General features: G+C 65.0%; 21 protein-coding genes and 1 pseudogene. 21 read left to right on the top strand and 1 reads right to left on the bottom strand.

Annotated elements, in window-relative coordinates:
• The 13 genes and pseudogenes from ACX80X_RS19550 to ACX80X_RS19490 all read left to right on the top strand — a co-directional run.
• Window positions 1–788: dihydroxy-acid dehydratase domain-containing protein (locus ACX80X_RS19550; protein WP_459313108.1), on the top strand; the 788-nt coding region annotated here is incomplete at its 5' end.
• A 499-nt stretch (window positions 789–1,287) separates the two neighbouring features.
• Window positions 1,288–1,428, top strand: a pseudogene (locus tag ACX80X_RS19545) (recombinase family protein); the annotation flags it as partial.
• Window positions 1,429–1,533: 105 nt separating this feature from the next.
• Window positions 1,534–2,175 carry an NADPH-dependent F420 reductase gene (locus ACX80X_RS19540; RefSeq protein WP_252603538.1) on the top strand — a complete coding sequence of 214 codons (642 nt, stop codon included), beginning with the start codon at window positions 1,534–1,536 and terminating at the stop codon, window positions 2,173–2,175.
• Between the two features lie 197 nt (window positions 2,176–2,372).
• Entirely contained in the window at window positions 2,373–2,981 is a 609-nt protein-coding gene (locus ACX80X_RS19535) for a hypothetical protein (protein ID WP_459313106.1), read from the top strand.
• Between the two features lie 166 nt (window positions 2,982–3,147).
• Window positions 3,148–3,324, top strand: coding sequence for a CsbD family protein (locus ACX80X_RS19530; RefSeq protein ID WP_056340807.1), 177 nt, complete (start codon window positions 3,148–3,150; stop codon window positions 3,322–3,324).
• A 224-nt stretch (window positions 3,325–3,548) separates the two neighbouring features.
• Entirely contained in the window at window positions 3,549–4,349 is an 801-nt protein-coding gene (locus tag ACX80X_RS19525) for a hydroxypyruvate isomerase family protein (RefSeq protein ID WP_252614953.1), read from the top strand.
• Window positions 4,238–5,290 carry a 2-hydroxy-3-oxopropionate reductase gene (locus ACX80X_RS19520; RefSeq protein WP_256473090.1) on the top strand — a complete coding sequence of 351 codons (1,053 nt, stop codon included), beginning with the start codon at window positions 4,238–4,240 and terminating at the stop codon, window positions 5,288–5,290. The genes ACX80X_RS19525 and ACX80X_RS19520 overlap by 112 nt, the downstream gene beginning before the upstream one ends.
• Before the next feature lie 163 nt (window positions 5,291–5,453).
• Window positions 5,454–7,232: a glyoxylate carboligase gene (gene gcl / locus ACX80X_RS19515; RefSeq protein ID WP_252614954.1), complete on the top strand. Its 1,779-nt coding sequence runs from the start codon at window positions 5,454–5,456 to the stop codon at window positions 7,230–7,232.
• A 25-nt stretch (window positions 7,233–7,257) separates the two neighbouring features.
• A complete protein-coding gene (locus ACX80X_RS19510) occupies window positions 7,258–8,445 on the top strand; it encodes a glycerate kinase (RefSeq protein ID WP_252614955.1) in 1,188 nt (395 codons plus the stop codon).
• Window positions 8,438–9,799, top strand: a complete 1,362-nt coding sequence (gene allB / locus ACX80X_RS19505; RefSeq protein WP_252603548.1) for an allantoinase AllB — start codon at window positions 8,438–8,440, stop codon at window positions 9,797–9,799. Before ACX80X_RS19510 ends, allB begins: the two co-directional genes overlap by 8 nt.
• Window positions 9,800–9,810: 11 nt before the next feature.
• Complete coding sequence (locus ACX80X_RS19500; protein ID WP_252603550.1) at window positions 9,811–10,536, top strand: winged helix-turn-helix domain-containing protein; 726 nt, start codon at window positions 9,811–9,813, stop codon at window positions 10,534–10,536.
• A gap of 68 nt (window positions 10,537–10,604) precedes the next feature.
• Window positions 10,605–11,072, top strand: coding sequence for a thioredoxin-dependent thiol peroxidase (bcp, locus tag ACX80X_RS19495; RefSeq protein WP_252603553.1), 468 nt, complete (start codon window positions 10,605–10,607; stop codon window positions 11,070–11,072).
• A 179-nt stretch (window positions 11,073–11,251) separates the two neighbouring features.
• Window positions 11,252–12,310: a DMT family transporter gene (locus ACX80X_RS19490; RefSeq protein ID WP_252614956.1), complete on the top strand. Its 1,059-nt coding sequence runs from the start codon at window positions 11,252–11,254 to the stop codon at window positions 12,308–12,310.
• 67 nt (window positions 12,311–12,377) lie between these two features.
• Here the strand turns inward: ACX80X_RS19490 and ACX80X_RS19485 are convergent, their stop codons facing one another.
• Entirely contained in the window at window positions 12,378–13,478 is a 1,101-nt protein-coding gene (locus ACX80X_RS19485; RefSeq protein ID WP_252614957.1) for a D-TA family PLP-dependent enzyme, read from the bottom strand.
• Between the two features lie 201 nt (window positions 13,479–13,679).
• Between ACX80X_RS19485 and ACX80X_RS19480 the strand changes: the two genes are divergently transcribed.
• The 8 genes from ACX80X_RS19480 to ACX80X_RS19445 all read left to right on the top strand — a co-directional run.
• Complete coding sequence (locus ACX80X_RS19480) at window positions 13,680–16,616, top strand: Tn3 family transposase (protein WP_459313104.1); 2,937 nt, start codon at window positions 13,680–13,682, stop codon at window positions 16,614–16,616.
• A 724-nt stretch (window positions 16,617–17,340) separates the two neighbouring features.
• On the top strand, window positions 17,341–18,657 hold the full coding sequence (gene aceA / locus ACX80X_RS19475) for an isocitrate lyase (RefSeq protein WP_459313102.1): 1,317 nt from the start codon (window positions 17,341–17,343) through the stop codon (window positions 18,655–18,657).
• 143 nt (window positions 18,658–18,800) lie between these two features.
• On the top strand, window positions 18,801–20,450 hold the full coding sequence (gene aceB, locus ACX80X_RS19470; protein ID WP_252614960.1) for a malate synthase A: 1,650 nt from the start codon (window positions 18,801–18,803) through the stop codon (window positions 20,448–20,450).
• A 303-nt stretch (window positions 20,451–20,753) separates the two neighbouring features.
• Window positions 20,754–21,326: an adenylate kinase gene (locus tag ACX80X_RS19465; protein WP_252603907.1), complete on the top strand. Its 573-nt coding sequence runs from the start codon at window positions 20,754–20,756 to the stop codon at window positions 21,324–21,326.
• 212 nt (window positions 21,327–21,538) lie between these two features.
• A complete protein-coding gene (gene acs / locus ACX80X_RS19460; RefSeq protein ID WP_252603899.1) occupies window positions 21,539–23,563 on the top strand; it encodes an acetate--CoA ligase in 2,025 nt (674 codons plus the stop codon).
• Window positions 23,560–24,219: an acetate uptake transporter gene (locus ACX80X_RS19455; protein ID WP_252603901.1), complete on the top strand. Its 660-nt coding sequence runs from the start codon at window positions 23,560–23,562 to the stop codon at window positions 24,217–24,219. Before acs ends, ACX80X_RS19455 begins: the two co-directional genes overlap by 4 nt.
• 375 nt (window positions 24,220–24,594) lie before the next feature.
• Window positions 24,595–25,503, top strand: a complete 909-nt coding sequence (locus ACX80X_RS19450) for an alpha/beta hydrolase family protein (RefSeq protein WP_252603903.1) — start codon at window positions 24,595–24,597, stop codon at window positions 25,501–25,503.
• 252 nt (window positions 25,504–25,755) lie between these two features.
• The coding region (locus ACX80X_RS19445; protein WP_459313100.1) for a recombinase family protein at window positions 25,756–25,944 on the top strand (189 nt) is incomplete at its 3' end.

Here is a 25,944-nt window from a genome sequence, read left to right as displayed (position 1 = left end):
ACCGCATCGGCGACAAGATCCCGCACCTGGGCGACCTGAAGCCGTTCGGCCGCTACGTCATGACCGACGTCGACAAGATCGGCGGCGTGCCGGTCATCATGCGTGCACTGCTCGACGCCGGCCTGCTGCACGGTGACTGCCTCACCGTCACCGGCAAGACCGTGGCCGAGAACCTCGCTGCGATCAACCCGCCGGACCTGGATGGCAAGATCCTCCGTGCGCTGGACAACCCGATCCACAAGACCGGCGGCATCACCATCCTGCACGGCACGATGGCCCCCGAGGGTGCTGTGGTGAAGAGTGCAGGCTTCGACGCCGACGTCTTCGAGGGCACCGCCCGCGTCTTCGAGCGCGAGCAGGGTGCCCTGGCCGCCCTGGATGAGGGTCTGATCAAGGCCGGCGACGTTGTGGTCATCCGCTACGAAGGTCCCAAGGGCGGCCCCGGCATGCGGGAAATGCTCGCCATCACGGGCGCCATCAAGGGCGCCGGCCTCGGCAAGGACGTCCTGCTCCTCACCGACGGCCGCTTCTCCGGCGGAACCACCGGCCTCTGCATAGGCCACGTGGCCCCTGAAGCTGTGGACGGCGGCCCCATCGCCTTCGTCAAGGACGGGGACCGGATCCGCGTGGACATCGCGGCCCGCAGCTTCGACCTGCTGGTTGACCAGGCCGAGCTCGAATCCCGCAAGATCGGCTGGGAGCCCCTGCCGGCCAAGTTCACCAAGGGTGTGCTCGCCAAGTACGCCAAGCTGGTCCACAGCGCCTCCACCGGCGCATACTGCGGGTAAATAACAGGCACCCATTTCCAGTGCACGGACGGTGACTTCACTGAGAATCAGCCGAGGACTCGTCGGCTACTACAGAATCATTCAAGACGACCGAGAGCAGCTCGGAACTTTCCGTTCCACTCATCGCACTACGACCCACCAGCACCGTGCATCCCCAGGTCCCGTGATCCTCTGGACACCCTTCCAGTAGGTCGGGCCTTCCAACGGACAGCGAAACCTGCGGCCGCGCGGGGCGGGCACTGCCTCTGTCGGCGGCGCACGTGGATCCTCGACATTTGCCCCACTCGGAAAAGTTCTCGCTCAGCCTCCGGATTGCGCGCACGGGAACCCCAACTGGGGACGAGTGCAGGGGACTTCAGAAATTCCGTGCAGACGACTTCTGAAAATGACACAATCGTACGAGTTCGTCCGCGGCCAGCGATTCTCGTAACTATGTCTCACAACCCTCTGGTTGAATCGCTGTATCCACCGCTAGCTACGAGACACGTCGGAGCAGTCCATGACGAAACTGATCGGTTATGCACGCGTTTCGACGCGGCAGCAGTCCACCGACCGGCAGTAGGCGGATCTTCTGGCCGCCGGCGTCCGACGCGACAACCTCTACGTTGATCACGGTGTGTCCGGGAACCGGCTCTCCCGCCAGAGAGAAACGTTGCTTCCCCCTTCCGTAGAGACTTAGCCTTGGCATGCCGTCGCAGGGCGTAACGAACGAAATATCCCTGCGGGCGCCGGTGTTGCCCCGGATATGACAACCATCGGAATCATCGGCGCAGGACACATTGGCAGCCAGGTTGCCCGCAAAGCGGTGGAACTCGGCTACGACGTGGTGATCAGCAATTCCCGCGGCCCCGAAACGCTGGCCGCACTCGTGGCGGAACTGGGACCCCGTGCCCGGGCCGCGACGCCGGCCGAAGCAGCAGCGGCGGGCGATTGCGCCGTCGTGACCATTCCTTTCAGGAGCCTCGGCAGCATCCCCGTGGAGCCGCTCACGGGGAAGATCGTGATCGATACCGGCAACTACTACTGGAAGCGCGACGGCCATGTTCCGGCCCTCGACGCCGGCGAAACCACGTCCTCCGCGCTGGTGCAGGAACACCTGCCCACGTCCAAGGTGGCGAAGGGCTTCAACCACATCCGGTACAGCGAGATCACCACGGACGGCACGCCTCCCGGCACCCCGAACCGCCGCGCTCTGGCCACCGCGAGCGACAATGCCGAGGCCAGCGAGCTCGTGACGAAGCTATATGACGAGTTCGGCTTCGACACGGTGGACCTCGGCCCGCTCTCCGAGAGCTGGCGCGCGGAGCCGGGCCGTCCGGCGAATGTGGTGCGGCAGAACGCTGCTGAACTCAGCGAGACCCTGGCCAAGGCGCCGCGGACCGTCTGACGTTTGGCGGGCGGTGCCTGGTGCCGGCCTGCCTCTGGCGCCGAAATGCCACCCCACGCCATCGGCAAGGACGTAGCCCTCGCCCTGTTGCTCGGGCTCCTGGCGGGTTGCTTGGGCTGGCCCCGTGGCTGGTCACCGGCGCGCAGCTTCCTCTGCAGAACCTTTGGGGCGCGGGAGTGTTGCCGCAGCAGATGACCGTGTCGCTCCTGCCATTGAGCCAATACGAACTCACCACGCTCGTTGCGCTGATGACCGTGGGAGGGGCAGCCGCCGGCCTGGCAGTGCGGCTCTGGTCACCCGCTCGACGGCGGCTGGTTGCCTGGTGTGTAGCCGGCGGCGTTCTCGCGGTGCAGGCCACGGTGACGGTTCAGGCGTTTTCAGTGCTCGACGCCGGCTTGGCGGACGGAGCGATGTCAGGCGTCTATTTCGCCGGGCTGCTCGCAGGGGTGCTAGCCGCTATCGTCGCGGGCCTGGTGGCGCTCCTGCTCATCGCGGCGAAGTCCAGGGCTTTGACAGCCCTGGGTGTTGGTCTCGTCGCCGTGCCCTTTGGCTCGTGGGTCGGCGAGTGGGCGGGGAACCTGGCGGCTCTGTGGGTGGTTCCGGCGTTGTTCATCTCCGTCAATTACGTCCTGGGCACACGATTGCCGGAGCGGGACCCGCAGGAGATGGCCCTGATGATCCGGCAGATCCTGACGGCCACGCTCGGACCCGACGGCGGGGCCGGCCCGACCGTCCTCCTGGCATTGGCCATCGGGCTGGCAGGCGCGGCCGTCGGGGAATTAGCCCGCCGGCGTCGGCGTCGCTGAAGGCCGGACTCAGCCGCGAGGCCGGTACCAGAACTACCTCGATCCCCCGCATTCCCGCAGATCTTTTAGGCTGCCCACCGGTCCGTGGGGGCCATTCCTTTCTACAATTTAAGTGGCGGCATAGGCGGCAATCAGCCGAACCGGCCGCACCACAAGGAGGACCGCAATGGGTTTGGGTGACAGGATCCACAACGCCGCGGAGAGGCTCCACGGCAAGGGAAAGAAGGCCGCCGGTGAGGTCAGCGGCAACGACCGCATGAGGGCCGAAGGCAAGGCCCGCGCAGTTCGGGCCGACCTCAAGCAGGCGGGCGAAAAGATCAGGCACGCCTTCAAGCGGCACTAAGTACGATCAATCGAACGGGCGGCTCTGCCAAGAGTCGCCCGTTTCTTATGCCCGGACGGGAAGAGTTTGCTGTCCCAACCCCCTCCCAACCCGCCCCCTTGACTCCCGCCCTCACCTTCCCTAAACTTTTCATAAAGCAGAATCTAAATTCCACAAAGCGGAAACTCGATAAGGGTGAAGCAGCGGAGAAGATAGATCAAAGCCCCTCCTCGGAAGGACCTACGATGACGTACACAGTGAACTGCTCCATCCTCTTGACGGAGCTTCCCCTGCTCGAGCGTCCCGCAGCCGCGAAGGCTGCCGGTTTTGACGCCGTCGAGTTCTGGTGGCCCTTCGACACCTCCGTCCCTACGGACGCCCAGGTCACCGGGTTTGAGAACGCCATCAAGGACGCCGGCGTCCAGCTCACGGGCCTGAACTTCAACGCCGGCAATATGCCCGGCGGCGACCGCGGCCTCGTTTCCTGGCCCGCCCGCTCCACCGAATTCCTGGACAACATCGATGTCGTCGCAGGCATCGGCGAGCACCTCGGCTGCAAGGCCTTCAACGCCCTCTACGGCAACCGCGTGGACGGCGAATCGGCCGAGAAGCAGGACGCCATCGGCGCCGAAAACCTCGCCGCCGCAGCTGCCGGCGTCGCAGGCATCGGCGGCACCGTCCTCCTCGAACCCGTCAGCGGCGCCGCCAAGTACCCGCTCCTCACGGCAGCGGACGCCCTCAAGGTGATCTCCCGCGTCAAGGCTGAATCCGGCGCAGAGAACATCAAGCTCCTCGCGGACTTCTACCACCTGGCAGTCAACGGCGACGACGTCGCAGCCGTCATCGAAAACCATGCCAAGGACTTCGGCCACATCCAGATTGCCGACAACCCCGGCCGCGGGGCTCCCGGAACCGGCGAGCTTCCCCTCGGCGAATGGATCGCCCGCAGCCGCGCACTCGGCTACGACGGCTACATCGGCCTCGAATACAAGGAACCGGCGGAAACCGCCTTCAGCTGGGCCATCCGCCAGCGCGCCAGCCGCTAGGTTTCGACAAGCTCAACCACCGGAATCAGCAACACCAACAGACTTTCAGTAAAGGAACCACAATGAGCAACGTTGCAGTCATCGGACTCGGAATCATGGGCCTCCCCATGGCCATTAACCTCGTCAAGGCCGGCCACACCGTCACCGGCTTCAACCGCAGCCAGGACAAGATCGACAAACTCGTCTCCGAAGGCGGCCAGGGGGCCACGAGCATCGCGGACGCCGTCAAGGACGCCGATGTCGTCATCACCATGGTGCCAGACTCCCCCGATGTCGAGGGCGTCGTCAGCGGCAAAGACGGCGTCTTCGCCAACGCGAAGAAGGGCACCTTGTGGATCGACGCCAGCAGCATCCGCCCGGATGTCGCCAAGCGCCTCGCTGACGATGCAAAGGAAGCCGGCATCCGCCCCCTCGACGCCCCGGTCTCCGGCGGCGAACAGGGCGCCATCAACGCCGTTCTCTCCATCATGGTGGGCGGCGAGGCAGCCGACTTCGAGGCAGCACAGCCCGTCCTCACCGCCGTCGGCAAGACCATCGTCCATGTGGGCCCCTCCGGCTCCGGCCAGACCGTCAAGGCAGCCAACCAGCTGATCGTGGCCGTCAACATCCAGGTCCTCGGCGAAGCCATTGCCTTCCTTGAGGCCTACGGCGTGGACACCGACGCGGCCCTCAAGGTCCTCGGCGGCGGCCTGGCCGGCTCCAAGGTCCTCGACCAGAAGGGCCAGAAGATGCTCGACCGCAACTTCGACCCCGGTTTCCGCCTGGCCCTCCACCACAAGGACCTCGGCATCGTCACGTCGGCAGCCCGCGAAGCCAACGTCGCCGTCCCCCTCGGCGCCGTCGTCGCACAGCTCGTCGCCGCAACCGTCAACCAGGGCGACGGCGGTCTCGACCACTCCGGTCTCTTCAAGCAGGTCCTGCAGCTTTCCGGCCGCAAGTAGGTTTCGACAGGCTCAACCACCGGATCCGGTGACGGGGCACTTCGACACGGACACGCCGGCCGCCGTCGTAATTTACGACGCCGGCTCGCCCACAGTGCCCCGCGATGGTTTCGCCGGGCCTCCCTTCAGCACACCCAAAAACAGACTTTTCAAGGAGTACACAATGACTAAGATGCGCACCGTTGACGCTGCCGTCGCGATCCTGGTGAAGGAAGGCGCCATCGAGGCGTTCGGCCTGCCAGGAGCGGCAATCAACCCGTTCTACTCGGCAATGCGGAAGAATGGCGGCGTCCGCCACACGCTGGCCCGCCACGTTGAAGGCGCCAGCCACATGGCAGACGGCTACTCCCGGGCCAAGGATGGCAACATCGGCATCTGCATCGGCACCTCGGGCCCTGCCGGCACCGACATGATCACCGGCCTGTACGCGGCCTGGGCGGATTCCATCCCCATGCTCTGCATCACCGGCCAGGCACCCGTGGCCAAGCTGCACAAGGAAGACTTCCAGGCCGTGGACATCCAGACCATCGCCGCCCCCGTCACCAAGATGGCCATGACCGTGATGGAACCCGGCCAGGTTCCGGGCGCCTTCCAGAAGGCTTTCCAGCTGATGCGCTCCGGCCGTCCGGGCCCGGTCCTGCTGGACCTGCCGTTCGACGTGCAGATGGCCGAGATCGAATTCGACATCGACGCCTACGAGCCCATCGTTGTCCAGAAGCCCACGGCCAGCCGCAACCAGCTGGAAAAGGCCCTGGACATGCTGACCGCAGCCGAGCGCCCGCTGATCGTGGCCGGTGGCGGCATCATCAACGCCGGCGCCTCCGCGCAGCTGGTGGAACTGGCCGAACTGCTGAATGTTCCGGTCATCCCCACCCTGATGGGCTGGGGCACCATCCCGGACGACCACGTGCTGATGGCCGGCATGGTGGGCCTGCAGACCAGCCACCGCTACGGCAACGAGACCATGCTGGCCTCCGACTTCGTCATCGGCATCGGCAACCGCTGGGCCAACCGCCACACCGGCGGCCTGGACACCTACACGGCCGGCCGCAAGTTCGTGCACATCGACATCGAGCCCACCCAGATCGGCCGCGTGTTCTCGCCGGACCTGGGCATAGCGTCCGACGCCGGTGCGGCGCTGGACGGGCTGATTGAGCTGGCACGCGAGCGCCAGGCAGCGAAGTCCCTGCCGGACTACTCCGGCTGGGTGTTCGAATGCACCGCACGCAAGGGCTCCCTGCAGCGCAAGACGCACTTCGAGAACGTGCCGATCAAGCCGCAGCGTGTGTACGAGGAAATGAACAAAGCCTTCGGCAAGGACACCACCTATGTGTCCACCATCGGCCTGTCGCAGATCGCCGGCGCACAGCTGCTACACGTTTTCGGCCCGCGCCAGTGGATCAACGCCGGCCAGGCAGGCCCCCTGGGCTGGACCGCCCCGGCCGCCCTGGGCGTAGTCCGCGGCAAGCCGGACGAGACCGTTGTTGCCCTGTCCGGTGACTACGACTTCCAGTTCATGATCGAAGAGCTGGCCGTAGGTGCGCAGTTCAACCTGCCGTACATCCACGTGGTGGTGAACAACTCGTACCTGGGACTGATCCGCCAGTCGCAGCGCGGCTTCGAGATGGAACAGAACGTGTCCCTGGCGTTCGAGAACATCAACTCCCCGGAGACCAACGGCTACGGTGTGGACCATGTCAAGGTGGCCGAGGGCCTGGGCTGCAAGGCCATCCGGGTTGAAAACCCGTCCGATCTGCCGGCCGCGTTCGACAAGGCCAAGGCGCTGATGGGCGAATTCAAGGTTCCCGTGGTGGTTGAAGTGATCCTGGAAAAGGTCACCAACATCTCCATGGGCGTGGAAATCAACGCCGTGAACGAGTTCGAGGACCTGGCCGCCCGCGGCGCGGACGCCCCCACTTCGATCATCGCCCTGCTGGACTAGAACAGAACTGAGAGGAGGTACCGGAATGCGCGTGGTCATCGCCCCGGACAAGTTCAAGGGCTCGCTGTCCGCCCCCGACGTCGCCAGCCGCCTGAGCGCGGGACTGCAGTCAGCTGCGACGGACCTTGAGGCCACACTCATTCCGGTGGCCGACGGCGGCGAGGGCACTCTCGACGCCGCCGTCGGCTCCGGCTTCACCCGCCGGACCGCCACCGTCATCGGCCCGACGGGACAGCCGGTCCGGGCCGACTTCGCAGTCCGCGGCCGGGAAGCCGTGATCGAAATGGCCGCGGCTTCCGGTCTCGCACTGCTGCCCTCTGTCATCCACGGCGGCGGCCCGGACTCCGGAACGGCCACCACTGCCACCAGCCTGGGCACCGGAGAACTCATCCGTGCCGCCCTGGACCTGGGCTGCCGGCAGATCATCCTGGGCGTTGGCGGCAGCGCCAACACCGACGGCGGCGCCGGCGTCCTGCAGGGCCTCGGCGCGGTCTTCCTCGACAAAGAGGGCAACGAGCTCCCGGGCGGCGGGGCCGCCCTGGCACGCCTGGACCGGATCGATTTCTCCGGCCTGGACGTCCGGCTGGAGGATGCCCGCTTCACCCTGGCATCCGACGTCGACAATCCCCTGCTGGGGCCCAGCGGCGCCGCCGCGATCTTCGGACCGCAGAAGGGCGCGACCCCGAGTGACGTCGTCGCCCTCGACGCCGCCTTGGCGAACTTCGTCTCGGTCCTCGCCGGCGAGATCGGCATCCGAGCCGAGCGGGCCGCCGTCGCACCCGGCGCGGGCGCGGCCGGGGGCGTCGGCTATATTGCCATCGCGGCGCTGGCCGCGGCACGCAGGCCAGGCATCGACGTCGTGCTCGAATTCACTGAACTGGAGCAGCGGCTGGCCGGCGCGGACCTGGTGATCACCGGCGAAGGCAGCCTGGACGAGCAGAGCCTACTCGGCAAGACGCCCATGGGTGTGGCCCGCGCCGCGGCTCGTGCCGGAATCCCTGTGATTGCCGTCTGCGGCCGCAGTACGCTGAGCCCGGAACAGCTTGCGGAAGCCGGGTTCACGGCGGTTCACGCCCTGACCGATTTTGAGTCCAATGTAGAGAAATGTATGGCCGAAGCAGGCCCCCTGCTTGAAGAATTAGGTAAGCACATCGGAGTGCACCTGCCTAAGAGTGCAGCGCGTACCGACACCAAGGAGAACATCCATGTCTGAAGAAACCACCCCGGCGGCCGGCGCGTTTGACCTGGTCATCCGCGGCCAGCGCATCCTCACCACCGCAGGCATCACCGCCCGTGAAGTAGGCATCCGCGGCGGCGTGATCGTCGCCATCGAGCCGTTCGGCAACGGCCTCACCGGCACGCAGGTCATTGACCTGGCGGACGACGAAACCCTCATCCCCGGCCTCGTGGACACGCACGTCCACGTCAACGAGCCTGGCCGTACCGAGTGGGAGGGCTTCGCCTCCGCCACTCGTGCAGCCGCCGCCGGCGGTGTCACCACCATCATCGACATGCCGCTGAACTCCATCCCGCCCACCACCACGGTGGAAGGCCTCAAGCTCAAGCGCGAGGTGGCCGAGGACCAGGCGTTTGTGGACGTTGGATTCTGGGGCGGCGCCGTACCGGGCAACAAGAAGGACCTCCGCGGCCTGCATGACGAGGGCGTGTTCGGATTCAAGTGCTTCCTGCTGCACTCCGGCGTGGACGAGTTCCCGCACCTCGAAGCGGACGAGATGGAGGAGGACATGGCCGAGCTCAAGTCCTTCGACTCCCTCATGATCGTCCACGCCGAGGACTCCCACGCGATCGACCGCGCCCCGCACCCCGGCGGCGACCACTACGAAACGTTCCTGGCCTCCCGCCCGCGCGGCGCCGAGAACAAGGCAATCGCCGAGGTCATCGAGCGCGCCCGCTGGACCGGCGCCCGCGCCCACATCCTGCACCTCTCGTCGTCGGACGCGTTGCCTATGATCGCGAGTGCAAAGCGCGACGGCGTCCACCTCACCGTGGAGACGTGCCCCCACTACCTCACCCTGATGGCCGAGGAAATCCCCGACGGCGCCACCGCCTACAAGTGCTGCCCGCCGATTCGCGAGGCCTCCAACCGCGAGCTGCTCTGGAAGGGCCTGCAGGACGGCACCATCGACTGCATCGTCTCGGACCACTCCCCCTCCACCCTGGATCTGAAGGACCTGGAGAACGGCGACTTCGCCGTGGCCTGGGGCGGCGTCTCCTCGCTGCAGCTGGGGCTGTCGCTGATCTGGACCGAGGCCCGGCACCGCGGCATCCCCCTGGAGCAGGTGGTTTCCTGGATGGCTGAGAAGCCCGCCGAGCTCGCCCGCCTGCACAACAAGGGGCAGCTGGCCCTCGGCTACGACGCTGACTTCTCCATCTTCGCGCCGGACGACGCGTTCGTTGTGGACGTCACGAAGCTCAAGCACAAGAACCCCATCACGCCCTACGACGGCAAGGCGCTCTCCGGCGTCGTCCGCAAAACGTTCCTTCGCGGCAACGAGATCGACGGCCGCACGCCCAGCGGCAAGCTGATCCGCCGCGGCGGCGTCTGAGGCGCAGCACGATGGCCGTCAACGTCCACGCCCCGTACCCGCGGCCGCGTACCGGCTCCCGGCCGGGCGCCCATCCCGGCGCCTGGCCGGGCCTCCAGCCAGGGCTTCAGCCGCGCGGCCTGGCGGTGTGGCTTCAGCCTTGTGAAGGCCAGGACATCGACCCGGCGGTCTGGGCCCAGGCGGCGAAGGCGGTCCTGGCACGTGCCCGCCGGCTTGCTCCCGAGGCCGAAGTCCACCTGTGGACCGCGGCCGGAACGTCCGGCGTCGAGGATTCGGACGCTTCCGAGGTTTCAGACGTTTCCGACGTTTCCGGCGGCGGCACTGGTGTTTCAGGAACCGCCGTTTCAGAAACGGCGCGCGACGCCGGACCCGGCCCCGCCGCCGTCGACCCGCCAGTCTCCCTGGCCGGGCGGCGGAGCATCCTGGCAGTTGATCTGGCCGCGGACACCGTCCTTCTGGACGGCGCACCGGTCAGCTTCACCCACATGGAATTCAGCCTCCTGAGGTACCTCGTGGAAAACCAGTCGCGGACGATTCAACGTGAAGAACTGCAACGCGTCCTGGAATCCCTGGACTGCCCCGGCGCGGCATTCCGCTCCATCGACGTGTATGTTGGACGCGTCCGGCGCAAGCTGGGCTCGGCCCGCCACGCCATCGCCACGGTGCGCGGGGGCGGCTACCAGTTTGTGCCCGGACCGGGCAGCACGGTCCGCGGACCCGCGGAATACTGCATCTAGACAGTACGTTGCACCCATAGATTTGATCGCCGGCCACGGCGGTTGCCCCACAAGTCAAGGATCGAAACATGACCCAGAAACTCCTCGCCGGAACCCAAGCCCCCGATTTCGCCCTGCTCAACGCCGAAGGACATAAGGTCTCACTCTCGGATTACCGCGGACGCAACGTCATTGTGTACTTCTACCCGGAAGCCGCCACCCCCGGCTGCACCACCGAGGCCTGCGACTTCCGCGACAACCTCGCCAGCTTGCAGTCCTCGGGCTACGAGGTCCTGGGTATCTCCCCGGACGCGCCTGAGAAGCTGGCTGCCTTCACCGGCGACTTCGCCCTGACGTTCCCGCTGCTCTCCGACGAAGACCACGCCGTGGCGCTGGCCTACGGCGCCTGGGGCGAAAAACTCGTGAACGGCGAAGTGGTTGACGGCCTGGTCCGTTCCACCGTGGTGCTCGACGCCGAAGGCAAAGTCACGCTCACCCAGTACCAGATCAAGGCCCAGGGCCACGTCGCAGCGCTCAAGGCAGAGCTCGGCCTCTAAGGACTCACCGGACAGTCAGGTCATGCGGGATTCCGCGGTGATAAAATTCAGCGTCCCCCTGACGTAGCGGACGATCCATCACATCTGCCTTCGGGGGAACACCTTCACCATGCTGCACACCCGCCACCGCGTCGGACACGAGATACTTCCGGCCACCGCCTTCCCGGCAGCCTTCTAGGATGCGCTCGGCTGTTAGTGCCGGTGCGGTTCCGCAGCTCAGATCGGCAGCACGCGTACTGGCCGCGGGCATCCCGCTGGCCGTCACCGCAGGCTTGACCCTGCCACTGCAGGCCCGGATCAACGGCGAGCTGGGGCAACGACTGCAGGATCCGCTGCTGGCAGGGTTGTTCAGCTTCGGCGGTGCCGCCCTGATCATGGCTGCCGCCACACTGGTCCTCCCCAGCGGCCGCGCCGCCTTCGTGAAACTCCTCTCCGGCACCCGTGAGGGCACCATCCCCTGGTACTTCCATGCCGCCGGCGTCATCGGCGCGTACTTTATCTTTGCCCAGACCAGCTTTGTCGCAGGCGTCGGGATCGCCATTTATACGGTGGCTGTGGTGACCGGCCAGACGGTCAGCGGGCTGGCCGTGGACCGCATCGGGCTGGGTCCCGGCGGCAAACGGGCCATTACGGCGCTGCGGGTGCTCGGTGTGCTGCTCACGGTGGGCGCGGTGTTCTGGGCGGTGTCGCCCCGGCTCTCCGGCGTGCCGGATCCCGCGGCAATGCTGGTCCCGCTCGCACTGGTTGTCCTGGCCGGGATCCTGATGACGTTCCAGCACGCGGTAAATGGCAAGATCGCCGCACAGGTTCGGTCGCCGATTCCGGGGACCCTGATTAACTATGTGGTCGGCAGTCTCGGGCTGGCGCTGATCTGGGTGCTGAAACTCGCCCTTACCGAGGGGATACCCACGCTGCCGGCCGAGCCCTGGCTCTACACCGGCGGAGCGCTGGGCTGCATTAACCTGGTCCTGAGCGCCCAGCTGATCCGGCATATCGGCGTGCTGCTGACCGGGCTGAGCATGATCGCCGGTCAGCTGATCGGCGCACTGCTCATGGACTGGCTGCTGCCAGTGGCCGGCAGCGCCATCTATCCGCAAACCGTGTTCGGCACCCTGCTCACACTCGCCGCGATCGTCGTGGCCGCACTGCCCGGATCAGCACTGCGGAAGTTCTGGCAGCCCGGATCCGGGCTGCGCCGATCCCGTCTGCGCCGATCCCGTCAGCGCCGCCTGCCCTAGCGATCCTTGGGCAGATCCCTGCTGCGCCCTCGCCCAAGGCCTGTCCACCGTGAGGCCTTCCAGGGGTTTATTTGTTTCGTCCGCGTGCGGCCACGTGCCAGCGGTCCACGATTTCGCCGCCGCTGATCACGGTGACGTCGTCGACGAGGTTCATGGCAATGCAGACGTGATTGGGGACCACACGCAGCCGGTCTCCGAGAGCGGGCAGCGTTGCCTCCGCTGGCCATACAACGGTGGCGTGGTGTTCTGACAGTGCGGTGATTCGGGCTTCCGGGTGGTCAAGGAGCCGCCCGAAGCCGGTGGTCCAGCCAGGCCGGTCCCCGCCGAGGATTTTACTGCCTGAGTCCAGGATGACCCTTCGCGGTATGAGGTCGGTGCCTTCATGGCGGCTGACGACTGTTGCCGCGACGGTCAGTGCGATGTCTTCGACCGCACAGCGTTCCAGTTCCAGCTGTTGGGCGTCCCCGAAAACGTACACGCCGGGCCGGACTTCCGTGGCTCCGGAGTTGCCGGCGGTGAGGGTGGCGGTGGGTGTGGAGCCGCCGCTGCGGTGGGTGATGGGGAAACCTCCCGCGGTGAGCAAATCGGCGGCTTTGCCGAGGGCCAACCGTTCCTCGTCCGCAGCCTTCAGCGGCATGCCGGGGGCATAGCTGTGCCCTGGGAACGTGAAAATGCCCGTGACGCGCAGCCCACCCCGCGCTGCGGCCTGGGCGACGCCGACGACGGCGTCGGGTGCGATCCCGCTGCGGTGATGGCCGCTGTCGATCTCCAGCACCACTTCAATCTCCCCGACGGCATCGCCGAGCGACGCGGCCATGGTTTCGGCTGCTTCCCGTGAGTCCACGCCTACCGCGATCCTGGCTTTTGCTGCAAGGCGCTGGAGCCGTTCAGCCTGTCGGGGACCTATCCAGAGCGGATACGCGATGAAGATGTCTTTGGCCCCGTGCTCTGCAAAGACTTCGGCCTCTCCGAGGGTGGCCACAGTCAGTCCTACGGCTCCGGCTGCCAGCTGCATTTCAGCGATTTCGGGCACTTTGTGCGTCTTGACGTGTGGCCGGAGGTGCAGGCCCTTGGCCCGGACGGCCGTTGCCATGCGGTCGATATTTCGCTGGAGCACGTGCCGGTCGATGATGATCTCGGGTGTGTCGATTTCCGCTGGGATGGTCATCTTTACACTCTACGTGGAATGAGTCATCGCATACTCTATGTATACAACACGTAGTTCCACGAACCTCTCGTTGGCTGGCAGAAGACGAACGGCGACGCCGAGCGCGGAATTTGGGAACAGATACTCGCTGCGGACCCGACTAGGGCCCAGTACTCCTGAGCGTGTCCCCAGGGGCAATCTAGGTGTGATTGAGTTTGGCTTATGGGTTTCGAGCTGAGCAGCGAGCTCCTTGATGCGTGGACGCTGGTTGAAGAAGATGCATTCCTTTTCTCGAGAAAGTCTGGGGTGACCCGAGCCGGGTTCGCTGTACTCCTGAAGTTTTTCCAGCAGCATGCGAGGTTTCCATCCGGGCCGTCTGAGCTTCCTGCAGGTGCTTTGGACTATGTTGCCTTGCAGGTTTCGGTGCCGGTTGATGATCTTGCCTCGTACTGGGGCGGCCGCTCGGTAAAGTATCACCGCGCCGAGATCCGGTCGCTTTTTGGATTCCGTGAGTTTACTCGGGCGGATGAGCCTGTTTTTTCTCAGTGGCTCGCCCTTCGAGTGTGCCCATCTGAAGTACGGGATCCGGCCATTGCCGAGGCGCTACTGGCGAGGTGCCGTCAAGAGAAGATCGAACCTCCTGGTCGTACGGGCCGAATTGTTGGCGCTGCTCGGGCACTGTTTGAGCAGCGTCTATGTTCCACGGTGGTTGAAGTGTTGGGGCCGGGCGGGGCGGCCCGGCTAGAAGCCCTCATTTCCGATGCTTCGCCGGGCTCGCTGCTGGGTGCGTTGAAGTCCGATCCGGGGCCGGCCGGGCTTGAGTCGCTCCTTTCTGAAGTGGAGAAACTTGCTGCAACCCAGGCTTTGGACCTGCCAGATGCGCTGTTTGACGGTATCTCGGAGAAGGTCGTGAGCGCGTGGAGGGCACGGGCTTCCCGGATGTATCCATCAGATTTATGGGAAGCGCCGCGACCGGTGCGTCTGACGTTGTTGGCTGCGTTGTGTCATCAGCGCACAGCGGAGATCGCTGACAGCCTGGTTGATCTGTTGCTCGTCTTGGTGCTGAAGATCAACACCAGCGCCGTGAGGAAGGTTGAAAAGGAACTCACTGCGGACTTGCAGATGGTCCGCGGTAAGACGGCGCTGCTCTTCCGTCTGGCCGAGACTGCTGTGGGGAATCCGGATGAAACGGTCAGGAACGCGGTTTTCCCGGTGGTGAGCGAGAAGACACTCCAGCAGCTTGTGAGAGAAGCCAAAGCGAACGAAACGGCATTCCAAGGCAAGGTCCGGGTGGTCCTGCGAGGTTCGTATTCAAACTACTACCGACGGATGCTGCCGGGGTTGCTGTCGGTACTGCGGTTCCGGTGCAACAACACGGCGTTTAGGCCGGTGATGGACGCGATCGATCTCTTGAATAAGTACGCGATCGCAGGAAGCAAGGCACAGTACTTCAGCCCGGAGGACGGTGTTCCCATTGCTGGGGTAGTTCCGAGGAACTGGGTCACGGCAGTCCAGGACGAGAAGGGCAGGGTGGAACGGATTCCGTACGAGCTGTGCGTACTCGTTGCTCTACGGGACGCGCTGCGCCGGCGTGAGGTATTCGTCGATGGTGCCGGTAAATGGCGGGACCCTGAGGACGATCTGCCCCCGGACTTCGATGCTTCCCGTGAGCTCCACTATGAATCCCTGCGCAAGCCTTTGGACCCGGGCCACTTCATCGCAGACCTGCAAACCAGAATGGCCCAGTCGTTGCAAACCCTGGACCGTGCTCTCCTGACGGATGCCGCCGGAGGGGTCAGCATTACCCAGCGAAAGGGTGCTGCCTGGATAAAGGTACCCAAGCTGGAAAAACTCGTTGAGCCCGCCAACCTGGGCCGGCTCAAAGACGAGGTACTGGCCCGGTGGGGAACCCTGGACCTTCTCGAAGTGCTCAAGGAAGCTGACTTCCTGGCCGGTTTCACGCCGGGGTTCACCTCGATCGCGTCCAGGGAAGTCCTTGGCAAGGACGCGCTGCGCCGTTGTCTGCTGCTGTGCCTGTTCGGGCTGGGCACGAACATGGGCATCAAGGCAATCGCTGATGCCGGTGGTCACTCCGAGACCGAGCGCGAATTGCGGCACGTGCGCAGAACCTACATCACGAAGGACAACCTGCGCCAGGCCATCGTGAATGTCGTCAACGCGACCTTTGAGGCCAGAAATCCTCAGTGGTGGGGCGAGGGAAACGCCTGCGCCTCGGACTCGAAGAAGTTCGGCTCCTGGGAATCTAATCTCATGACTGAATGGCATAACCGCTACGGCGGGCCCGGTGTGATGATCTACTGGCACGTGGAGAAGAAATCGACGTGTATCTACTCGCAGCTGAAGAACTGTTCCTCCTCTGAAGTCGCTGCCATGATCGAAGGCGTCCTTCGCCACGATACCGAGGCCGAGATCGAGGCGAACTACGTCGATACCCATGGCGCTTCGATCGTGGGATTCGCGTTCACCGAGCTCCTGGGGTTCAAGCTCTTGCCCCGGTTGAAGAACATCGGCTCCATCCGTCTCTACCGGGCAGAGAGCGAGAGCATCTATTCGGAGATTACCCCGGTCCTGAGCCGGGCCATCAACTGGGACATCATTGCCCAGCAGTACGACCAGATGGTCAAGTACGCCACGGCATTGCGCCTGGGCACTGCCGAATCAGAGACAATCCTGCGCCGCTTTACCCGCGGCGGGCCAAAGCACCCCACCTACCAGGCCCTCGAGGAACTCGGCCGCGCTGTCCGGACCATCTTTGCCGCCGATTACCTTGTCAGCGAGAGTCTGCGCCGGGAAATCAACTCGGGCCTGCAGGTTGTGGAGAACTGGAACAGCGGCAATGACGTCGTGTTCTACGGCAAGAACCGTGATCTGACCGGCGCCGACCGGGAAACCACCGAAGTCTCCATGCTTGCGCTGCACCTGCTGCAATCATCTCTGGTGTTGGTCAACACCCTGCTGTTGCAAACCATCCTGGAAGAGAAGGAATTCAGCGAGCTGCTTGGACCCGAAGACCGCCGCGGCCTCACCCCACTCTTCTGGACCCACATCAACCCCTACGGAACCTTCAAACTCGACATGAACACCAGCCTTGACCTTGGCTCCTACGCGTCGGAGCCACGACGGGCCAGCTCTCCGTAGCGCTCAGCTCTGAACGTGCTTTGCAGGGCCTGCACAAAGCCGAAAGGGCGGTTTGAGGGGCACCGCGGGTTCAGTGGTTTCCTACACGGCAACCGTTCACACCGGTCCCTTGTATTCCGTGGGTCGGCGGGGACTTCAAACGGTGCCTTACGAACGATCGTTGCGGTCGTGCATGTCGGCGTGACGGATACGTTCCTGCATAAGGCTCCTTCGTTGGAAACTTCCGCGTCAACTTTACGTCCTTGGCGGGACTGTGACGGACCAAGGCCGGGGGCAAGGCCTTCGGTGCACGGTCAGCGGTGCACTATCCCCGGCGGGGGCCCGCGGCCGGCGGCCATCAATACTGCCGGTCAGTGCTGCGGCAAGTTGCTGGAGCATTGTGGGCTGGGATTTTGCCGATTTCGATGACGTGCTACCGGCCCGGCCGGGGACGTCCCTACGACGGCGCCCAAACCACCGGACGTTAACCCTGCCGCTTTGGGCAGGGTGACTTAGGTTCGTCCGGCTGATGGTGTTCGGCAGGCGTCAGCGCCCAAACACGTTTCTTATCAATATGTGAAGAAGTGCATTTCTTTCCTCGGTTTACCTCTAGAAAGCCGCCTGAATCTGAAGAAGAGTTGTTCTTACGGAAAAGTTACACCGCACCGGTCCAGCCGGTCGCTTCCTGCAAAGGCGCAGGGAACGGCCGGCCAGGACAACACGGAGCGCAAACAAGGAGACAACGATGACTGCAGCATTTGAGCCCACCGGGCAGACGCCCGAAGAGCAGGCCGCCGCCCTGGAGCTCGAGTGGGCTTCCAGCCCGCGCTGGGAAGGTGTGACCCGTGACTACAAGGCCTCGGACGTGGTCAAGCTCCGCGGCCGCGTCTCCGAAGAGCACACGCTGGCCCGCCGCGGTTCCGAGAAGCTCTGGAAGCAGCTCACCGAAGAGCACAAGACCGGCGGGTACACCAACGCCCTGGGTGCCCTGACCGGCAACCAGGCCGTGCAGCAGGTCAAGGCCGGCCTGCGCGCCATCTACCTCTCCGGCTGGCAGGTTGCCGCCGACGCCAACAACTCCGGCCACACCTACCCGGACCAGTCGCTGTACCCGGCCAACTCGGTCCCCACCGTGGTGCGCCGCATCAACAACGCACTCCTCCGCGCCGACCAGATCGAATTCTCCGAGGGCGTCCAGACGGTTGAGGACTGGATGGTGCCGATCATTGCCGACGCCGAGGCCGGCTTCGGCGGCCCGCTGAACGCCTACGAGCTCATGAAATCCATGATCCAGGCCGGCGCGTCAGGTGTGCACTGGGAAGACCAGCTCGCCTCCGAAAAGAAGTGCGGCCACCTCGGCGGCAAGGTGCTTATCCCCACCCAGCAACACGTCCGCACCTTGAACGCCGCACGCCTGGCGGCCGACGTCGCCGGTACCCCGTCGGTGGTCATCGCACGCACCGACGCCGAGGCAGCCACCCTGATCACCTCCGACGTCGATCCCCGCGACCAGGAATTCGTCACAGGCGAGCGCACCCCGGAAGGCTTCTACAAGGTCCGCAACGGCATCGAACCCTGCATCGCCCGCGCCAAGGCCTACGCCCCGTACTCTGACCTCATCTGGATGGAGACGGGCACCCCGGACCTGGAGCTGGCACGCAAGTTCGCCGAGGCCGTCAAGGCTGACTTCCCGGACCAGATGCTCTCCTACAACTGCTCGCCGTCGTTCAACTGGCGCAAGCACCTGGACGACGCCACCATCGCGAAGTTCCAGCGTGAACTCGGCGCCATGGGCTTCACGTTCCAGTTCATCACCCTGGCCGGCTTCCACGCCCTGAACTACTCGATGTTCGATCTCGCCCACGGTTACGCCCGTGAAGGCATGAGCGCCTACGTCGAGCTGCAGGAGAAGGAATTCGCCTCCGAGTCCCGCGGCTACACCGCGACCAAGCACCAGCGCGAAGTCGGCACCGGCTACTTCGACGACATTGCAACCGCGCTCAACCCGAACGCATCAACCCTGGCACTGGTGGGATCCACCGAAGAAGGCCAGTTCCACTAAGCCCGTACGGGCAGGATGCCGGTGCCAACTTTATCGCCGCGCAAGGCACCACTGCCTCCGCTCTGTGCCGCCAGCCAAGGTAACCTCCCGAACGAGGCCTCTGGCCGGAGGGCATACCCAACTTTTTTCAAGGAACAGCTCCCATGAACAGCTTCACTGACAACTTCACGATCAACGGGGTCATGCTGACGGCCCGGCCGGTGCACCGGCAGGACGAGGTTCTTACTCCGGACGCGCTGGAGTTTGTCGCCAAGCTGCACCGGGCAACTGCTGAGCGTCGGCAGGAACTGCTGCAGGCCCGCAGGGCCCGGCGGGCTGAGATCGCCGGCGGCCAGGATCCCCGGTTCCTGCCGGAGACCGAGGACATCCGCAACGACCCGTCGTGGCGCGTCGCTCCGCCGGCCCCGGGTCTGGAGGACCGCCGGGTGGAGATCACCGGACCGGTGGACAAGAAGATGACCATCAACGCGCTGAACTCCGGTGCGAAGGTCTGGCTTGCTGACATGGAGGACTCCTCCACGCCGTCGTGGCGGAACGTCATCAAGGGCCAGCTGAACCTGACCGACGCGCTGGAACGCCGGATCGATTTCACCTCCCCGGAGGGCAAGGAGTACAAGCTCCGCGCCGCCGGCGAGCTGCCCACCATCGTGGTGCGCCCCCGAGGCTGGCACCTGCCCGAGAAGCACATGCTGATTGACGGCACGCCGATCGCCGGCGGGATCGTGGACTTCGGCCTGTTCTTCTTCCACAACGCCCGCCGCCTGATCGCCCAGGGCAAGGGCCCGTACTTCTACCTGCCCAAGATCGAGAACCACCTCGAGGCACGCCTCTGGAACGACATCTTCGTGCTCGCCCAGGACCTGCTGGGCATCCCGCAGGGCACCATCCGCGCCACCGTCTTGATCGAGACCATCACCGCGGCGTTCGAAATGGAGGAAATCCTCTACGAACTGCGCGACCACGCCGCGGGCCTGAACGCCGGCCGCTGGGACTACATCTTCTCCCTGATCAAGAACTTCCGTACCCGCGGCCCCCGGTTCGTCCTGCCGGACCGTGCCCAGGTGACCATGACCCAACCCTTCATGCGCGCCTACACCGAACAGCTGGTCCGCGCCTGCCACAAACGCGGCGCGATGGCCATCGGCGGCATGGCCGCCGCCGTCCCCAACCGCAAGGACGCCGAAGCCAACGCGATCGCCATTGAAAAGGTCCGGGCGGATAAGACCCGCGAAGCCGGCGACGGTTTTGACGGCTCCTGGGTGGCCCACCCGGACCTGGTTCCGGTATGCCGCGAGGTGTTCGATTCCGTCCTCGGCGGCCGCCCGAACCAGCTGGACCGGCTCCGCGAGGATGTGACCCCGGACGACCGCGCCTTGCTCGACATCGCTCCCACCACCGGAACCATCACCGAACAGGGCATCCGGAACAACATCGAAGTGGGCATCCGCTACATCGAGTCCTGGCTGCGCGGGAACGGCGCCGTGGCCATCCACAACCTGATGGAGGACGCCGCCACCGCGGAGATCTCCCGCTCGCAACTGTGGCAGTGGATCTTCTCCCACGCCATCACGGACCAGGGTGACGTCGTCACCCGCGAGTGGGTGGAGGACATGCTCGACGAGGAGTTCGCGAAACTGGAACGCTTCGACGGGGACCGCTTCGCCGACTCCCGCGACATCTTCGAAGAAGTCACAATGAGCCGGGAGTTCCCGGACTTCCTGACCCTCCCTGCCTACGACCGGTTCCTGCACGAGGCCATCGACCCGGGCGTCACCGAACCCGTGGCCGGCTGACGGCCTCGGACAGCGATGCGGTCAGAACTCCCGCATTCCGCCGCAACAGGAAGCCCGACCGCCGGGCGCGGGGGAACCTGACCGCACGTGGTACCGGCAGGGTGTCCCGGGGTCGCCCGGGACACCCTGCTGCACGCCGGACAGCATCGCAGGCCAAGGCGCCGACCAAGCCGCCGGCCGCCGGGCCGATCGTCCCGGAGAGGGCGCCATCCGGCCCCGGACGGGACCGGGCGCCACAACCACCAGCCACAGGATTAACACGGCCTGAACCCTCCACCAGGAAAGGCTCCACGAATGAAGAGAATGCTGATTATCGGCCCTCCAGGCTCCGGCAAGGGAACCCAGGCGGAGAAAATTTCCGCGCGCCTGGGGGTGGTACCGATTTCCACCGGGGATATTTTTCGTGCCAACGTCCGGGACCGGACGCCGCTGGGTATCGACGCGGCCGCCTATCTGGATAACGGTGATTTTGTCCCTGATGAGATCACCAACGCCATGGTGCGCGCGCGTCTGGGGCAAGAAGATGCACGGGAGGGCTTCCTGTTGGACGGCTACCCCCGTACCGGCGCCCAGGTTGAAGAACTGGATGACATTCTTGCCGGCCAAGGGCAGGAACTGGACCTGGTTCTCCAACTCAGCGCCGGGGACGAGGAGCTCGTGGGCCGCCTGCTGGGCCGGGCAAAAGAAGCCGGACGCAGCGATGACACCGAAAAAGTCATCCGCCACCGGCTGGCGCTCTATCACGGGCAGACCGAGGCCGTTCTGGCCCGCTACGCCGAACGCGGCCTCCTGGTCAGCGTTGACGGCTTCGGTGCTCTGGGTGTGGTGACCGACCGGGTAATGCGTGCCATCACTGTCACCAGCGGGCGGCGTTAGCCGCACACGAGACCCACTGGCGCACGTTCCCCTGCCGGGAGCGGGCCAGGACCATACCCGTCTTCTCCGGAGGCCTGAGAAGAATCGACAGCGCAGATCCGGGATGTGGTTGCCGTATCGTTGTTGTCCGATCACTGTGACAGGGCACGTGAAGCCTGGCCCGGTGCCAGGGATGCACATAAATTCTTGAACGTAAACGAAGGGGTTTACACATGTCCGATAACCATGGCGAAGGCCCAGCAGTCCTTGCGGATTCATCCGGGCGCGGGGACGCGTTGGAGAACTTGCTGCACGAAAACCGCCGGTTCGTCCCCAGTGAGGAGTTCGTCTCCGGCGCCGTCGCCGGGGCCGGCCTCTATGGGGAAGCGGAGAAGGACCGGCTCGGTTTCTGGGCCCGCCAGGCCCGGGACCTGCTGAGCTGGGACCGGGACTTCACACAGACCCTGGACTGGACCAACCCGCCGTTTGCCCAGTGGTTTGTGGGCGGGGAGATCAACGCCGCCTACAACGCACTGGACCGGCACGTCAAAAACGGTCTCGGGGACCGGGTGGCCATCTACTTTGAGGGCGAACCCGGCGATACCCGCACCTACACGTATGCCCGGCTGACGGAGGAGGTCAAGAAGGCCGCCAACGCCTTCGAAACGCTCGGGGTGACCAAGGGCGACCGGGTGGCCGTCTACCTGCCCATGATTCCCGAGGCGGTCATCACGATGCTGGCCTGCGCCCGTATCGGGGCGGTCCACTCCGTGGTATTCGGCGGGTTTTCCGCCGATGCCCTGCGCAACCGGGTTGACGACGCGCAAGCCAAGCTGGTTGTCACCTCTGACGGCACCTATCGCCGCGGCAAGCCCAGCGCCCTGAAGCCGGCCGTCGATGAGGCACTGAGGACCGAAGGGCACACGGTCGGTCACGTCATCGTCGTCCGGCGCAACGGGGAACCGGTGGCCTGGACGGAGGGCCGGGACCTCTGGTGGGAGGACACCGTCGGTACGGCGTCACCGGAGCACGCCCCCGTCGGCCATGATTCCGAGCACCCGCTGTTCATCCTGTATACCTCCGGGACCACGGGCAAGCCCAAGGGCATCCTGCACACCACCGGCGGATACCTGACCCAGTGTGCGTACACACACCGGACCGTGTTCGACCTGAAACCGGAGACAGACGTCTACTGGTGTACCGCGGACATCGGCTGGGTGACCGGGCACAGCTACGTCACCTACGGCCCGCTGGTCAACGGCGCGAGCATGCTCATGTATGAAGGAACGCCGGACAGCCCGCACCAGGGCCGCTGGTGGGAACTGGTGGAAAAATACAAGGTCTCCATCCTGTACACCGCACCGACGGCGATCCGGACCTTCATGAAATGGGGCCGGGACATCCCGGCCAGGTATGACCTTTCCTCGCTGCGGGTCCTGGGCTCGGTGGGCGAACCGATCAACCCCGAAGCCTGGATGTGGTACCGGGAGGTCACCGGCGGCAACGGCGGCAAAAAGACGCACCCGGCACCCATCGTCGATACCTGGTGGCAGACCGAGACCGGGGCCATCATGATCGCCCCGCTCCCCGGGGTCACCGCCACCAAACCCGGTTCCGCGCAGACCCCGCTGCCGGGCATCGTCGCGGACGTGGTCGATGAAGCGGGGGAATCCGTGCCCAACGGCCACGGCGGCTACCTGGTCATCCGCGAACCGTGGCCCTCGATGCTGCGCGGTATCTGGGGCGATCCGGACCGGTATAAAGACACCTACTGGTCCCGGTTTAAGGACATGTATTTCGCCGGCGACGGGGCCAAAAAAGATGAGGACGGGGACATCTGGCTCCTCGGCCGGGTCGATGACGTCATGAACGTTTCCGGACACCGGCTCTCCACCACCGAGATCGAGTCAGCCCTGGTGTCCCACCCGTCCGTAGCCGAAGCCGCCGTGGTCGGCGCCGCGGACGAAACCACCGGACAGTCCATAGTCGCTTTCGTGATCCTCCGCGGCGCCGCCGCGGAGGATCACGATATCGTGCGGACCCTGCGCGAGCATGTCGGCAAAGAAATCGGCCCCATCGCCAAACCCAAAACCATCCTGGTGGTGCCCGAGCTCCCCAAGACCCGCTCGGGAAAGATCATGCGCCGCTTACTGCAGGACCTTGCCGAAGGCCGCGAAGCCGGCGACTCATCCACGCTGGCCGACGCCGGCATCATGGGGACCATCACCGAGTCACTCAAAAAAGGAGTTCAACGATGAACAACACAGCAACCGCAGAACCCGGCCCCGCAGCCCACCGGACTTTGGCCCCCGCAGACCCCACCGCACACCCGGTACCGGCCGCTACCGGGGCCGCGGTCTTCGCTGACCCGGCCGCCCTGGGCCTGGGCGCATTCGCGCTGACAACTTTTGTCCTCAGCACGATCAATGCCGGTCTGTTGCCGGCCACGGTGGAGCCCGTCGTTCTCGGCCTGGCCCTGTTTTACGGCGGCATCGCCCAATTCAGTGCGGGCATCTGGGAATTCGCCAAAGGCAACACCTTCGGCGCGACGGCCTTCTGCTCCTACGGCGCGTTCTGGATGGCGTTCTGGTTTCTCGTCCGCTTCACCGACCTCTCCGCTGCAGGAAAGGACGCCGGCAAAGGAGTCGGCGTGTTCCTCCTGGCCTGGGGGATCTTCACCCTCTACATGACTGTCGCCGCACGCCGGACAAACCGGGCCGTCTTCCTGGTCTTCATCGCCCTGACTCCCACGTTCTTCGCCCTCGCCATCGGCGCCTACACCGGCGCCGTCACCATCACCAGAATAGGCGGCTGGCTGGGACTCCTGACAGCCCTCCTGGCCTGGTACGCGTCCTTCGCCGTCGTAACCAACTCCACCCACCAACGCACCGTCCTGCCCATCAACCCGCGCTGACCCGTACCCCCACGCATATCCCCGGCGGGCCAGTCACGGTGAGCGCCGCCGGACAGACGGGAACTAATTTTCCGGGGACGGCCGCCGGGCGTTGCGGTGGCGTAGCCGCTGGTGTGGCACGTATTCGGTCGTCCTGAGCGGTGGCAGGCCGCCAAAGGACAAGTGGGGCATGAGTCAGGTGGTTGCTGCCGGGATGAACCGGTGTCTCCGTGCCAAACCCGGGATCAGCCCGGGCTTTCTTCGATAGATTTCCTGAAGCGGCCGAGATCCCGCTGAAACCTGACACGGTAGCGGGCAGCGGCCCTCCCGGTAAACGGTGTGGCCAGTGCCGCAAAGAAAGTTCGGGTAGCGGGGAAACGAGAGGGACGTTTTGGGATGGCGGGCATCGCTCTGACGATTGATTGTGATGACGGCTATGTCCTGCGGGGGCACCTCTGGGAGCCCCCGGAACAGGAGAGAGCAGGTGCGGTTGTTCTCATCGCCGGTGCCACCGGGGTCAAAGCCACCTACTATCACCGCTACGCCGCCTTTCTGGCAGAGAACGGTTTCACCGTAATCACCTTTGACTACCGCGGTATCGGCCAGTCCAGGGATTCCACCCTAAAGAACCTGCAGGCCAGCTGGTATGACTGGGCACTGAAAGACCTGGATGCGGTCCTCGGATGGGCTCTGCGCAACTGCACCGGAATGGAGCTGAACGTCGTGGGCCACAGCTTCGGAGGTTTTGGTGTCGGACTGGCGAGCAACGCACGATGGATTAACCGGCTGCTGACGGTGGGCGCCCAGCACGCCTACTGGCGGGACTACCGGCGGGGACACCGCCTCCGGCTCTGCTGGCGCTGGCACACCCTGATGCCGGTTCTGACCTGGTGGAACGGCTACTTCCCCGGCAGGAAACTGGGCTGGCTCGAGGATCTACCCAAAGGCGTGGCCATGGACTGGGCACGGGGTCCCAAAGACTTCACCACCGGGCGGACCGGCCGGATCCGGCAGGAGCTGCGGGCACATCAGGCCTCACTGACTGCTCGCACCCTTGCAGTGGCGGCCACGGATGATCCTTTCGCCACAGAGGCCGCCGTCGCCCGCACCCTGGCCTATTATCCCAACAGCCCCGCCCTCACGGTGCAGCTGAAACCCCAAGACTTCGACCGAACAGAAATCGGACACTTCGCCCTTTTCCACAGCAGCTTCCGCCACACCTTCTGGCCCGGTACCATCCAATGGCTGCGCCACGGAGCAAACCCATGGGCCAACCCCGCCAGGCCGACCGATTCCAAGCCGTAAACGGCAAACACAAAGGCACTGACGCCAACCAGTGACCGACATCAACGGAACACGCGAGGACGGCAAAAGAACCGCACACGCGACAAACACCACTACTCCCTTGATGGATCAAGCCATGGCTGCTTGCGCTGGTCTACCGCAAACGGTCGTCTGGGGTAGAGCCGGCGCCGTCTCCCTGCGTGACTGCCAGACCCGCCACCTTCCATCACAAAAGCCACCCCGAAATCAAGCCAACGAAACATCTCGCCCGCTATGGGTTTTGTTAGACTGCGCTGCATGGGACACAAAATCGGGTACGTCCGGGTAAGCACCGCCGACCAGGATCCGCAGTTACAGCTCGACGCACTGAACGCCGAAGGCTGCCTGAGAATCTACAAGGACACCGCGACCGGGACCAGGGCCGACCGCCCCCAGTGGATCCTGTGCCTTGACAATCTGCGC

This window comes from Pseudarthrobacter sp. MDT3-1 (assembly GCF_054510755.1).
Note: the sequence above shows the minus strand (reverse complement) of the source record. Positions and strands in the feature narration are given on the sequence as shown.

What these genes read in the sequence shown, in the direction of transcription:
- aceA (WP_459313102.1), top strand. Translation starts at nt 17,341, where the DNA reads ATGACTGCAGCATTTGAGCCCACCGGGCAGACGCCCGAAGAGCAGGCC.
- ACX80X_RS19450 (WP_252603903.1), top strand. Translation starts at nt 24,595, where the DNA reads ATGGCGGGCATCGCTCTGACGATTGATTGTGATGACGGCTATGTCCTG.
- acs (WP_252603899.1), top strand. Translation starts at nt 21,539, where the DNA reads ATGTCCGATAACCATGGCGAAGGCCCAGCAGTCCTTGCGGATTCATCC.
- ACX80X_RS19540 (WP_252603538.1), top strand. Translation starts at nt 1,534, where the DNA reads ATGACAACCATCGGAATCATCGGCGCAGGACACATTGGCAGCCAGGTT.
- ACX80X_RS19520 (WP_256473090.1), top strand. Translation starts at nt 4,238, where the DNA reads ATGGATCGCCCGCAGCCGCGCACTCGGCTACGACGGCTACATCGGCCT.
- allB (WP_252603548.1), top strand. Translation starts at nt 8,438, where the DNA reads ATGTCTGAAGAAACCACCCCGGCGGCCGGCGCGTTTGACCTGGTCATC.
- aceB (WP_252614960.1), top strand. Translation starts at nt 18,801, where the DNA reads ATGAACAGCTTCACTGACAACTTCACGATCAACGGGGTCATGCTGACG.
- ACX80X_RS19510 (WP_252614955.1), top strand. Translation starts at nt 7,258, where the DNA reads ATGCGCGTGGTCATCGCCCCGGACAAGTTCAAGGGCTCGCTGTCCGCC.
- ACX80X_RS19485 (WP_252614957.1), bottom strand. Translation starts at nt 13,478, where the DNA reads ATGACCATCCCAGCGGAAATCGACACACCCGAGATCATCATCGACCGG.
- ACX80X_RS19480 (WP_459313104.1), top strand. Translation starts at nt 13,680, where the DNA reads ATGGGTTTCGAGCTGAGCAGCGAGCTCCTTGATGCGTGGACGCTGGTT.
- ACX80X_RS19490 (WP_252614956.1), top strand. Translation starts at nt 11,252, where the DNA reads ATGCGCTCGGCTGTTAGTGCCGGTGCGGTTCCGCAGCTCAGATCGGCA.
- ACX80X_RS19500 (WP_252603550.1), top strand. Translation starts at nt 9,811, where the DNA reads ATGGCCGTCAACGTCCACGCCCCGTACCCGCGGCCGCGTACCGGCTCC.
- ACX80X_RS19455 (WP_252603901.1), top strand. Translation starts at nt 23,560, where the DNA reads ATGAACAACACAGCAACCGCAGAACCCGGCCCCGCAGCCCACCGGACT.
- gcl (WP_252614954.1), top strand. Translation starts at nt 5,454, where the DNA reads ATGACTAAGATGCGCACCGTTGACGCTGCCGTCGCGATCCTGGTGAAG.
- ACX80X_RS19525 (WP_252614953.1), top strand. Translation starts at nt 3,549, where the DNA reads ATGACGTACACAGTGAACTGCTCCATCCTCTTGACGGAGCTTCCCCTG.
- ACX80X_RS19530 (WP_056340807.1), top strand. Translation starts at nt 3,148, where the DNA reads ATGGGTTTGGGTGACAGGATCCACAACGCCGCGGAGAGGCTCCACGGC.
- ACX80X_RS19465 (WP_252603907.1), top strand. Translation starts at nt 20,754, where the DNA reads ATGCTGATTATCGGCCCTCCAGGCTCCGGCAAGGGAACCCAGGCGGAG.
- bcp (WP_252603553.1), top strand. Translation starts at nt 10,605, where the DNA reads ATGACCCAGAAACTCCTCGCCGGAACCCAAGCCCCCGATTTCGCCCTG.